The 13,620-nt window shown below is 36.4% G+C and carries 7 protein-coding genes; 1 reads left to right on the forward strand and 6 read right to left on the reverse strand.

Translation table 11 applies throughout. The features are described 5' to 3' along the window. Positions 1-265 precede the first annotated feature (265 nt). The 4 genes from PBV87_RS16900 to PBV87_RS16915 all read right to left on the reverse strand — a co-directional run bounded on the left by PBV87_RS16900 (position 266) and on the right by PBV87_RS16915 (position 6,684). On the reverse strand, positions 266-463 hold the full coding sequence (locus PBV87_RS16900; protein WP_053983033.1) for a cold shock domain-containing protein: 198 nt from the start codon (positions 461-463) through the stop codon (positions 266-268). 582 nt (positions 464-1,045) lie between these two features. Next, positions 1,046-2,512 (reverse strand): S-layer homology domain-containing protein, encoded by a 1,467-nt coding sequence (locus PBV87_RS16905; protein ID WP_271013046.1) that lies wholly within the window; start codon positions 2,510-2,512, stop codon positions 1,046-1,048. Between the two features lie 69 nt (positions 2,513-2,581). After that, positions 2,582-4,789 (reverse strand): S-layer homology domain-containing protein, encoded by a 2,208-nt coding sequence (locus tag PBV87_RS16910; protein ID WP_271013047.1) that lies wholly within the window; start codon positions 4,787-4,789, stop codon positions 2,582-2,584. A 599-nt stretch (positions 4,790-5,388) separates the two neighbouring features. After that, a complete protein-coding gene (locus PBV87_RS16915) occupies positions 5,389-6,684 on the reverse strand; it encodes a PHP domain-containing protein (RefSeq protein WP_271013048.1) in 1,296 nt (431 codons plus the stop codon). Positions 6,685-6,883: 199 nt separating this feature from the next. On the opposite strand from PBV87_RS16915, the gene PBV87_RS16920 reads away from it, so the two are divergent. Beyond that, positions 6,884-9,133 carry a hypothetical protein gene (locus PBV87_RS16920; RefSeq protein ID WP_271013049.1) on the forward strand — a complete coding sequence of 750 codons (2,250 nt, stop codon included), beginning with the start codon at positions 6,884-6,886 and terminating at the stop codon, positions 9,131-9,133. Between the two features lie 50 nt (positions 9,134-9,183). On the opposite strand, the gene PBV87_RS16925 is transcribed toward PBV87_RS16920, so the two are convergent. After that, entirely contained in the window at positions 9,184-11,331 is a 2,148-nt protein-coding gene (locus PBV87_RS16925) for an EAL domain-containing protein (RefSeq protein WP_271013050.1), read from the reverse strand. Then, a complete protein-coding gene (locus tag PBV87_RS16930; RefSeq protein ID WP_271013051.1) occupies positions 11,294-13,456 on the reverse strand; it encodes a sensor domain-containing diguanylate cyclase in 2,163 nt (720 codons plus the stop codon). The genes PBV87_RS16925 and PBV87_RS16930 overlap by 38 nt, the downstream gene beginning before the upstream one ends. Between the last annotated feature and the right edge of the window lie 164 nt (positions 13,457-13,620).

Below are 13,620 nucleotides of genomic sequence, written 5' to 3' on the forward strand. Positions count from 1 at the left end.
TCTTATTACAGATTATATCCCGTGATACGTATAATCTCTAATAACCTGTGAATCCCAAATATTATATAAACTATATCTAACTACTATTGAATATCTTGCTCTATTATACCATGCTTTTTCTATTTGTCAATGAACAGGACTAAGGGCCTATTTAATTCCACCAGACCACTTAGTCGCTCTATCACCACCTATCTATTTGTAAACAATAAAAAAAGGGTATGATAAGATCAATGATCTCATCATACCCCTTTCAGGTTTGCATAAATTATGCTTTTGTTACGTTTTCTGCTTGTGCGCCACGTGGACCTTTAGTAATATCGAAGTTTACTCTTTGTCCTTCTTCAAGAGATTTGAATCCATCTCCTTGGATAGCTGAGAAATGTACGAATACATCGTCGCCATCTTCTCTAGAAATAAAACCAAAACCTTTTTCTGCGTTAAACCATTTAACTGTACCTGTCATTTGTGGTACCTCCTAATATAATTTTTCTGTAATTTAGGCGAATAAAAATTCACATAATACTACAGACTATATTGAGTAATCTATATAATCTCTAATAACATGTGAATCTCAAACATTATATAAGCTATACGACACTACTTAATATCTACGTTTAGTATAGTACAAGCTGTCGGTCTTGTCAACTATATTTTTAAATTTTAAAATTTTCTTTTGTTAATAAGTGTTTAATCTTGATGTTTAATACACTATTTGATTATTCCTTATGAACAAGCAACCTTTATCCTCTCTCATACAGAGGCCTATAATAAAAAAATTCACATCCTATTACAGATTATATCGCGTGATATATATAATCTCTAATAACATGTGAATCTCAAATATTATATAAACTATATGTAACTACTAACTGAATATCTTCTTTCACTCATTATAACACGGGGTTTGTATTTGTCAATGAACAAGGTTAAAGCTCTACTTTTATTCTTTCTATATAGTTCATACATACTGTAATAAAAGTAATGGGTTGGAGAAGCACGTTGCCCTTATTACAGTATGTTATAAACTTATAGTACCTAGATTTCTCTATTTAATAATCTGACTTAGTATGACTGCCATTTGCTCACGTGTAAGAGGAGATGTTACATCTAATGTATCATTTAGCTCTTGGATCATACCACTTTCGATTAATGCAGCTACATATCCTTTCGCCCAAACAGGAATGCTTGCATTATCTTTATATTTTGCTAATACTTTATCTGCTGCTTCTTTGCCTAGTGGCTCTACCTTTTGTAAATTAGAAACTGCTACTAAAATTTCTGCCTTTGTGATAGTTCCATTTGGTCTGAAGCTATTATCTTCATAACCTACCATAATTTTTGCATCTACACATCTTTGTACTGCATTATAGAACCATTTATTAGGTGTAATATCTTTTAACCCTTTAACTTCCTTTTGTACAGGCTCAGCAATAAGTTTTGCTAACACTTGAGCTGCTTCTGCACGTGTAATTTCTTTTTCAGGCTTAAAGCTATTATCTTTGTATCCTTGCATGAGCCCTTTAGTCATTACTTTTTTAATCGCATCATAAGGTGCTTTTGTTGAAGTAACATCTGTTAATTTGCCCATTACTGCTTCAATTTCACTTTCAGCAACAACATCTTTTATTTCGATATGCTTAGATACTACTTTAACTTCCTCTGTAGCAGGTTTTACCTTTTCTACTATCGTTTCTGCTTTAGATTCTGTCTTAGATTCTACTTTGCTCTCTACTTTAGCTTCCACTTTAGGTTGTACCTTACCCTCTGTTTTAGCTTCCACTTTAGGCTGTACCTTGCCCTCTACTTTAGCTTCTACTTTAGGCTGTACTTTGCTCTCTGCTTTAGGTTCTACTTTAGCTTCTGCTTTAGCTGGTTTTACAGCTTCTGCCGCTGGAGTTGGGACTACCTTTGCTTCATTTGATTCCATCTTTACTGTCTTGTTATCCACTGACTTTTCTTTGCTTACTTCATAAGTACTTTTATCATTTCCATATACCTCTGAAGTTGTCAATCCACTATGAGAATAATTTGAATAAGTGTTATCTATTTCATTATGTGTATTTGGTATAAAATGCTCTCCCATAGTATATGGATATTCTGCTTCATGAATATACTCTGAGTTATATGGATACTCTGCCTCATGGGTATACCCTGGTGTAGGTGAATACTCTGTCTCATGAGTATATCCTGGAGTATATGGATATTCTGTCTCATGAGTATATCCTGGAGTAGGTGGATATTCTGAATGAGGATACTCTGGTGTAAATAGGTAATCAGGATGAGGTGTTTCTAGATAAGTATCACTTGTATAATATGGATCTGTGTACAAGGATGTATCCATTCCATCTTCCTCATAAGGTGTTTCCCTTGTTTCAGTTGCATCATAGATATATCCAGTTTCTCCTAAAGATACTGTTTCATTTCCTGCGTAAACATTAGTAATAGGGACAAATACAACTGGTGTTGTCATGGCTAGTGATAATAATATTTTAAAATGCTTTTGATATTTCATAAATACTCCTCATACTATAATTTTTACAAATCCCTTTTGAGTAATAAAGTCAGCGTTGTTTATGCAATCTTATTTTATAATTTGGCTTAGTACACCTGCCATTTGTTCACGTGTAAGAGGGGCTGTTACATTTAATGTATCATTTACCTCTTGAATCATGCCCTTATCGATTAATGCAGCTATATAACCTTTTGCCCAATCAGGAATACTTACATTGTCTTTATATCTTGCTAATACTTTATCCGCTGCTTCTGCTTGTAATGGTTCTATCTTTTGTAAATTAGAAATTGCTACTAAAATTTCTGCTTTTGTAATGGTTCCATTTGGTCTAAAGCTATTATCTTCATAGCCCACCATAATTTTTGCATCGATACATTTTTGTATCCCATTGTAAAACCATTTATCAGGTGTGATATCTTTTAAATCTTTAACCGATTCTTGGACAGGTTCTATAATTAGTTTCGCTAATACTTGAGCTGCTTCTGCACGTGTAATTTCCTTTGTAGGCTTAAAGCTATGATCTGTGTATCCTTGCATTAACCCTTTAGTAATTACCTTTTTGATGGCACTATAATGTACTTGGTCTTGAGCAACATCTCTCAAATTGCTCATTACCTGGTCCATCTCATTTTCAGCAATTACATCTTTCATTTCAATGCTTGTAGATACTGACTCTATTTTTTCAGCTTTTTGTCGTTGAGGACTTCCACTCCCTCCACCTGAAACGTTTGCAGGCTTTTCTTTGACTGCTGCTGGGGCTACTTTTGCTTTTGACTCTTCTTTGGCTACCGCTGGGGCTACTTTTGCTTTTGACTCTTCTTTGGCTACCACTGGGGCTACTTTTGCTTTTGACTCTTCTTTGGCTACCACTGGGGCTACTTTTGCTTTTGACTCTTCTTTGGCTACCACTGGGGCTACTTCTGCCTTTGACTCTTCTTTGGCTACCGCTGGGGCTACTTCTGCCTTTGACTCTTCTTTGGCTACCGCTGGGGCTACTTCTGCCTTTGGCTTTTCTTTGGCTGCTACTACCTCTTTGGCCTTTGACTTTTCTTTGGCTACTGCTGGAGCTACTTCTACTTGTACTTCAGCTTTTGGTTGTTCTTCTTTTTTAGGTTGTTCTTCTTTTTTTGTTTCGTCTTTAGGTTGTTTTTTGGCTACTTCGTATATTTCTTTTTCTGCATCGTAGATTAATGCCTCTAATTTAGCAGTAAAATATTTTAATCTTTCCTGACTTAAATCTTTGTTTTCTATAGATTCTCTTAATCCTTGTGCTAACTTATTTAACGATTCTAAGGACATTACTTCATTTTGCACAAGAATTTTTTCTGTTTTACATTCAATAGAAGCTTTTTGATACCATTTCTCTAGATTTTCTGTATGGTATATTAAAACACTTCTTTGATCTTGATTAGGTGCATTATTTGCAAAATCTAAAGCTTCCTTTAATGCATTTAGAGACGCTACCTTACATTCTCTATTTGCATCAATACATTTTTCAGCTCTATCTTTTTGATCATTTAATGCGTCACGTTCGGCTTTAAACTTTACAATCTGTATATTCTGTAATTCAGTTCTAAATCCATCTACTACTTTTCGTAAGTTATCATTTTTTCTTTCTAACTCTCTGATTGCTTCATAGATATCACTTTTATCCGTTTCTAAAATTTCAATAAAGGGATGTCCGGTTTTAGTGATTTCATTCTCATTATCTAAATCTTTGATTTGTAATGCGCCTAAGGCTTGACGGATATTCCTACAAAGCATCTTAATATCTTTAATTTCTTCTACTTTTTCTTTAAGCATTTCATTTAGAGGACTGCCTTCTTGTAACATTCCATGTACCGCTTCCATTTTTTCTTGGATTTGGTCTAAACGTCCCCCATTATAAAGAAGTTCTACATCTCCTGTTGCCTCTTCAAGAAGTGTTGTATACTCATTAACAACCTCTCTATAAGCACGTATATTCATTACTTCTTTTTGATAAAATGCTTGCGCTTCTTCATTGTTTAATAACTTAATCTTTGCTTCTGCACTTTTGAGCTTGATTTTATAATCTATGCTATCTATAGACTGTATAAATAAAGATTCAATTTCTTCACATAATTGATGAGATGGGTCCATCAAAGGAACGCTTTCACTAGATGCTTCTACGTTTGGTGTTGTTTCCCTTAAGGCTATCGTCTCATCTGCTGCATAAATAGTGGTAATAGGAACGCATATACTAGATGTTGCCATAGCTACTGATAATAATATTTTAAAACGTTTTTGATATTTCATATGTACTCCTTATATTATAATTTTACGTGTATAAAATTTAATTAAATCACCAAATAAAATCATTATTATAATATAACTCTCCATACTTTCTTTATACAAAAATCAAACGTGTTACTCAAAGCGCTTTAATCTTATCTAATCTCTTAACCATTAACTTCTCTAAGCACACTATGTGATTCTTGCACCTCACTCTAGCATGCCTTGTCCCCTTACCCTTAAGCATAGTACACTCAATCATATGCTGACTTTATTATTCTTGTTTTAAATGACTTTTTTTACTTGTTTATGATTTTATTTGTAGGTAATTCTTCATTTTATACCGCATTAAATATATTAATAATTTTAGCAATACTTGTCTACATATTTTGACAAAATTTCCCTAACCTTACGAAATCTTAAGGTTTCTTACCGCTTATTCACTTTCATTTTTATGAATACTTTTTCTATTATATGTAGTGTTTATACACTTTAAACTGATTAATAATTCACAAAACAGACTTACCAGTCTTCATATAAGCCAAATGCTCTAAATTCTCCAATAAACCAAAAGGCATAATAAGATCTCTTGATCTTATCATGCCTTTTGGTGTTTTCTAGACTTATATGCTGCTTTCTATTGATGTTCCAAAGCATTTGTTAAGTAAATCCCCAGTACGTTTTTGTGTGAGTTGTAATAGTAAAGGTGCATCTGCCTCCTGGCGTAGATAGCCTAACATCGCACGTCCCTCTTCAAAACAAAGGGCATCATGTAGTGGGAAGTATTCACTGAGCAAGAAGCGTGCATAACTGGTCAGGCGGTAATTCCCATGTACCCTTTCACTTTCTCCATGACGAGACTCTACAGCCACACTATACCCACCTCTAATGGCTTCAAAGAGATGCTCTTTATCCTTCCCTTTAGCAAATACAATAGTCTTTGCTTCATTGAACCAATCTGTAGTTAAAACAGAATGAGAATCACTACTTCCTACGATAGGAATAGGATTGAGTCCCTTTGCACGCATCTCATTATAAAGTGCCCATTGCATATTGTTCTCATGAGTTGTCTGTCCACCTAATAATTCAAAAGCATCAAAAGGTTTTTGCTCAAACTGGTGAATACTTAAAGCCATAGGTACATTATACACATCTGCAATCCAGTAAGGATGGGCAAAGATAGATAGCCCATTGGCTTCTTTGATTTTGCTATACACCCATAGACAAGCGGCATAGGTAAAGGCATCTACGCCCTCAGGGCAGACTAATGTCTTTTGAATAGCATCCACTTCTTCAAAGTACTTCTCCTTATCCCCTTGGAATAAGGCATTTACACTCCACTCCCCGCCAAAGTGCACAATATGTACAGGATTCTCAGGTGCATGCACTTCCTCGCCTGGAAGGATGGTCAACCCTAGTGGTACATCTTTGTAAGCCTCAATGGCACGTAATGAAGGTGCGTACTGATAATGGTCTGTAATAGCTAAAAAGTCAAAGCCTGTTTGTCTATACATACCACACACAAACTCTGGAGACTCTTTTCCATCTGAAAAACAGCTATGTACATGTAGGTCTCCTCGGTAAGGGCGACGCTCATATAAATCTTGTTCTACCGCATAGACAGAAAGTTGTACAACCTGATTACCTGCTTCATCAAAGACACGTAAATAATATTCTTGCTCATCGCCAAAAGCATAGTCAAAGACAAGCTTTTGATCCTTTACACAGACCTCTACTTGGTCAAAAGAAGGATTCCCACGGTATAAGCCCTTACATAATGGCACAATCCCAACTTTATAAAGTCCACCTTCTTTAAGCTGTGTACTATAATCAATCGATGCTATAGTTACTTGTGATACGTGATGTGCCAGAATAACTTTTGGATACACATCATAAAGGGATAATTCACGTTTCATCATACATCACACTCCTTATTTCCTATTATAAGCTAATCAGGAGTAAGGAACAGTCATGAACACAAAATTGACAATTATACAAAATAATAGCTTTATAATGAGAAATTATTCAAAAAAATTGATTGACTGCCCCCTTATTGGTACTTGCTATCGTCTCACTGCATAAAATAGAGAGAAAATTATTTTTGAAAGGAGTAAAAAAATGAATATAAGCGGACGTGTTCTTTTTAATCCTACGAGTAGTGCACAAGTAGATGATCCTACAAATATAGGTATAGGCCAAGTCCCAATCATTGTTCAGCTTGCTGGAAATGGTAGCGATGCACTAGGGGTAGTTGTTTTAACCGATATCAATGGCAACTATACTGTAGAAGATGTTGATCCAGGTAGTTATCAAATTATCGAGGCATGGGGAGCACCTAATGGTACTCCATCACCAGCTAGCTTCTCTGAAGCAAAAACGCTAACATCTGTTCCACAAGATCCTCCTTATACAGCTATAGCTACTGTCCCACCAACGACTAATCGTATTAACTCACTTACACCCAACACTCTATTTATCCAAGTTAAGGATACAGACATTACGAATCAAATTTTTTTAGATGCACCCAACTGCGAACATGCTTTAGCTCTCAATAATTATGTTACTATTGGCAATAACCTAATCACTTCAGCAGATAATGGTTGTTGGGGAACCTTACCAAATGGTACACCTGTACAAACAAGTCCCGCTACTCAACCTTATAAGGTAAACTATGCCTTTGAATATGTTCAATACCAAACAGGTAGACCTTCTGATGGACAATTCTCTGTATGTAATACTATTACCAATCACAACTTTGGAACTTGGTGGAATATGTCAGACCACACCACAGGTGATGAAACTGGTAGAATGGAAATTGTAAATGGTAACTATCCTGGTCAATACATCTTCAAAGAAGCTGTAACACTCAAGTCTAATACAAACTATGTCTTCTCTACTTGGATTTGTAACTTAGATGGTCAAGTAGGCTCTATATTACCAAAGCTTCAGGTCAATATTGAAACACCAGATGGTACACCTATTTTTTCAAAAAATCTACTTACTGATTTAGTTGTTACGCCCATACCCACATGGAATCAAGTGGGGACTGTCTTTAACAGTGGTGCCAATACAGACTTAGTTGTACGCTTCATTAGTGAAGGAGGCGCTGCAGATGGTAATGACTTTACTATTGATGATATTAGCCTCTATGAGTTGCAACCTGCACCTGTCACTAGCTTCCCAAAGACAGTTAACTTATCTGCTGTCTTAGCAGGTGATGACTTACAATATACCCTTACCTTCACCAACTCTGGACCTGCCACCATCAATGATGTTGTCTTTAAAGATGTCTTACCCAAAGAAGTTACCATCATCCCTGGTACTTTACGGATTGACCAAGTTATTGCTGATGATAAACTCATTGCATCAGGTATTCCTTTAGGCTCATTTACAGCTGGGAAAAGTGTTACCATTACTTTCTCCGTTCAAACCAATCCTAAGCTCACTGCAAACACTATGATTGTCAATACTGGCGAAATAAGCTATACCTTTCTAGATGCACAAAATAATACACGTTCTATAACCCTAAAAAGCACTGCTGCTTCTACTGTTATCCTACCAACAAGCTGCCCAATATGCCCTACCGGAGCGACAGGAGCTAATGGCATCGATGGCGTTATGGGACCCACTGGTACTATTGGTCCTACGGGTGCTACTGGGGCGACAGGACCAACTGGGGCTATTGGTCCTATAGGTGTTACTGGACCAACGGGAGCTACCGGACCCACTGGTGCGGCTGGGGCTAACGGCATCAACGGATCCATAGGGCCTACTGGCCCTACCGGACCAACGGGAACTATCGGTCCTACTGGCGCGACGGGTCCTATAGGACTGCCTGGAACCAATGGCATCAATGGAGCCACAGGCGCTACAGGACCTATGGGATCTACTGGGCCAACAGGGGCGACAGGTCCTGCTGGAGCGACTGGGGCAACTGGAGTATGCGATTGTACTCCACGTATCTATGCTGAATTGAGATTATGTAATAATCTACCTTGCGCCTCATCAGGTACACTACCTATGTGTTTCACCCTTTCTAGCCTACCTACCTTACCTTTGCAGAATAATACTATTTTGCTTCCTCCAGGATATGTGTACTACATTAGTTGGTCCATTTGCTATGACCAACTAGAATGTACCACTCATTTCTATGGTGGATTAATGCTCAATGATCATTTTATAGAAGAAAGTATGTGTAATGTAAGTTGCTCTAGTCCTCATCTGCAACAATCTACACTAGTAGGCTCTGCACTTATTGAAGCACGGACATCTCACAATGCACTTGCTCTCTTCTTCTCGGCTCATCAAGCGATTAATGTTTGTACAGCTAGTCTAAAAATCATGGCGGTTGGAAAGTTACCTATTTAATTATTTTAAATAAAAAGGAGACTGCCATAATCTTTATGACAATCTCCTTTTTAAGCCTCATACACCATGCTACTATATATATCCTCTCTAAAGGTCGTATAGGGCCTTTCGTCTGATACATATTGAGTTAACGCGCTAAAAGGCATCGCTGGGCTATAAAGATAGCCTTGATAAATGTTACATCCTAGCTTTTCTAATACCTGTCTTTGTTCTTCTGTCTCTACATATTCAGCTATAACATCAAAATCCATTCTCTTTGCCAATTTAATAATGGATTCAATAATATCTCTACTTCGTTTGTTATGCAGAACCTCCCTTACAAGAGAACCATCTAACTTAACCACATCAAACTGGATGTTCTGCAGATAACTTATGGAGCTATGTCCCATCCCAAAGTCATCCATCAAAATTTGCACACCACATCCTCTTAGTCTAGTCAATAACCCTTCTACTTCCTTTGTAGGTCTTAGGGCAACTTGCTCTGTAATTTCAATCCCTAATTCACTAGGTAATATATTGTATCGTTCAAGAGTGTTCTCTATTTGGTCTACTAATGCTGGATGACTCAGTTGCTCTACTACAATATTTATAGACATCTTCATTGATTTATCTGTAAAAGATTTAAGCGTTTCCAAGTCCTTACATGCTTGTTGGAGTACCCATTCGCCTAGTTCATCAATCAAATTGCCTTCTCTCGCTAAATCAATAATCAACGGTGGATAAATAAATCCACCAGCATAATGATTCCATCTTAACAGTGCTTCTACACCTATAAGTTCACCATGTATATTATGTTGTGGCTGGTAATACAGATTTAAGGCATCTGTATGTAATGCTTGCTCTAAATCATTAATCATATACTTTCTCATAGATATCAAGTCATTTTTACCCTGAACTTTTACACACTCTTGGCCACTTTCTTCTAATTCTTTTATATTTTGAGTCACTGCTTCAATACCTGCTTTGATGATCCCTTCTTGTCTTTTTTCTAGTCTTTCAACAAAAGGAATATAAATACATACACCTATAATCACATTGACTAATTGTAATACTGCACCCGCCCAGGACTGCGTTGCCATTGCTCCACTTATAAATACAGGTGTTACCCAGGAAATACTTTGAATAGTCATAGGCACCCATCCTAGTTTAAATACGATATAAGATACGATCGTCAAAACAAGAGGTGTTAAAATAAAAGGTATAAACATAATCGGATTTAAGACAATCGGCATCCCAAATACTAAAATCTCATTAATATTAAACAAAATAGAGGTAATGGACAGTTTCCCTATCCTTTTCGTACTCTTTCCTCTTAATAAAATGGCTATTACTAAGCAAAGAAGGCTACCACAGCCCCCTATGAAAACAAATACATCAAAAAAGGTTTTGGTAAATATAATACTAGGTTCTCCACCACTTGCTAAAACATTAATATTAGTTATTAACCCTGTCTCAAAGTGTTCTTTTGCCACCGGATCTAAAATATTGCCCCCGTGCATACCAAAAAACCAAAAGATTTGTAAAAAGAAGACATAGACTATTGCAGCCACCCAGCCTCCTTCAAAACTTCCTAAGATCTTTCTAGCCATATATAAAAAGACTTCTTGAATATTAGGGTTATGAAGCCAGTTTACAATAATATAATTCAACATACTAAACACGACAATAACAACGATACTTGGTATAGTAATCTCCATGGCTATACGCACCCTAGTATCTGCCCATGGAATATACTTCTTGCCCATCTTATTTCTAAGTCCTTTGACCCATATAAATAACACAGACGCTGCACTCGCTACACACATACTTGTAAATAACCAAGCTATAGTAAATATATCTGTGGAAAATCCATTGTCCCCCACAGCATAAATGATGTAAGCACATAAAGCAACGATTGCTATAATAATACACGTTGTGGGTTCCTCTTCCCTTAGTTCTGCATAACTATAAGCAATACTTACTACCAAAACTAAGGATAAAATATCAAAGATATCCTTGCTCATCAGCTCCAGCAAATAAAGTAATACCTTACCCATATCTCCATGCAAAAAGGCTTGGTAACCCACTATAGGAAGGGTCTTTAAGACAAGCGCTATGGACCCTAACATAAGGAGTGGTATACACATAACGAGTCCCTGTCTTACGGCTTGTACTATTTTATTATCTATCCATTGAGTGGTTAAAATCTTCGTTCTCATTTCGTCCTCCGCCATACTCTAATTCACCTATAACTCTATTACGTCCTAGCCCCTTTGCCTCATAGAGATATCCATCTGCTCTCTTGATTATGTCTGCTAATTTCTCTTCATCCTTACCAACAGCCACACCTAAACTTCCTGTTGCCGCTATGCTTACCCCTTCATCTGTTACAACACAGTACGCCTCTATGAGCATTCTGATTTTCTGCGCTCTAGCTTGGGCAGCTACTTGGTCTACATCAGAAAGTATAATCAAAAATTCCTCCCCACCATATCTCCCAATAAGGTCACTCTTACCAATATGCCCTTTAGCAATCCCAGCAATCTCCTTAAGTACTCTATCACCAGCCATATGTCCATACTGGTCATTAATACGTTTAAAATGATCAATATCCAGCATAATCACTCCCGTACTTATGCCCTTTTTCCTATTAGCCTTCAGGCTTACTTCTCCTCTTTTCATTATTTCTCTTCGATTTAATACATCTGTTAATCCATCATAATTGGCTAAATATTTGACTTTATCAAACAACCTGGCATTTTCTAAGGCTATGGCTACATAGGTAGTGAGCATCTTAAGCTTATTGACATCTTCTATATTATAAGTATATTTCTTATAGCTTTGAAGCATCATGACCCCTATAATCCTATCCTCTATAATAAGAGGAGAAAAGATTGCTGATTGAACAGAATGCTTGGGCTGAGTACTTGCTTTCCTATCATTCTTTATGTATTTCATATACTTCACATAGTGGCTATATTCCTTTTCTATATCATTAATGACAATATCCTTCTTATTTCTAATGCAATAACCGCCAAAGCTGTACTCGGCATCAATAGACACCTTTCCTAGATCTAAATACCTCTCCTTGTCCACAAATAACTTATAATCTAGCATACGTTCTTTGGTATCATATAAGGCAATTCCCACTTCATCTACATCTAAGAGTTCCTTAATCGCCTTATAAATAGCTTCTAAGGCACGCTCTATTTTTAAATTAGAGGTAATCTTCTTACCCACTTCTGATACAAGATTCATTTGGTCATACAGAAGCTTATAGACCTCTACCTCCTGTATCTTGTGATGATTTTGTAATCTAGACATATAAATACTACTCTTATAAGTAGATTGATTTTGATGATTGAGATAACTCTTCTCCAAAAATACAAAGGCTTCCTCAAATCTACCTAGCTTCTTATATACTTGGCTCAGTTGATACTCTATGTCTTTCTTCTCTATAACTAACTCCGTTTCTGCAACTCTTTCATAAGCTTGTCTTAATTTAACTTCTGCTTCTACAACATTTCCTCTTTGCAAATAACACTTTGCCCACTCAGATAATACAGATATATAGGATAATTCCATCTTGCACGCCAACGCACTCTCACATGCGGCCTCAAATTCCTGATCCGCGCCTTCATAATCTCCTCTCCTACATTTGATAATCCCTATTTGACATAAGACCTGTGCCTCATAAATCTTGTAGTTCCCATCTTGTAAATAACCAAGATTCTCCCCACACAACTCATCAGCTGTTTCTACATCACCTAGTTCAAACATAGCAAGGGACTTCATGTGATTGATGGTAATCTTATGCTGTGTCAGGAGCTCATAAAACCCACTCTCTAAGAGGGTCATCATCTCTAGAGACTTATCATACTCCTCCATCAAAATATAAACTTGAGCGGTATTCATAATCAATGTAGTCAATACTTCCATCGTTCCCAAATCATTTGCACATTTAATCCCCTCTAAGCCATAGGTTATGGCTAACTCGAACTCACCTAATTTCAAATGATCGGCTAACAATCCATTATAGATTGCAGGTAAACGCTTCTTTTCCTTATGTTTCTTAAAATAAAATAGTGCCTGCATACGATAATCAATGGCCTTTTTATATTCATTCAAACTATTATAACACCATGCCAACCAGTTCAATATACACATCTGAGCATACTCATAATGACATGTCTGGGTAATTTCTATAACCTTTTCTATAACCTCTTTTAATTCAGAGGGTGATATGCTGTGCTGCTTCTTGGCAAACTCCTCAAAAAACTGAATGTAATCTTCACATGCTCTTAATCTATCAAAATGTTCCTCTAGTCCATTAAATACTTTCATTAGCCCTCCCATATGTTAATTACACCAAACACTATTTTTAAACACAATTATATAATATTTCCTTTTATCTCACTATGCAAGTAAACCTTTTTAAACTTAGTAGACCACCATCTTACTATTTATCTTTAAAGATTTATATCTATTTGTATCTAAAAGACTAAGAA

It is taken from the genome of Holtiella tumoricola (genome assembly GCF_027857615.1).
Taxonomy (GTDB): domain Bacteria; phylum Bacillota; class Clostridia; order Lachnospirales; family Cellulosilyticaceae; genus Holtiella; species Holtiella tumoricola.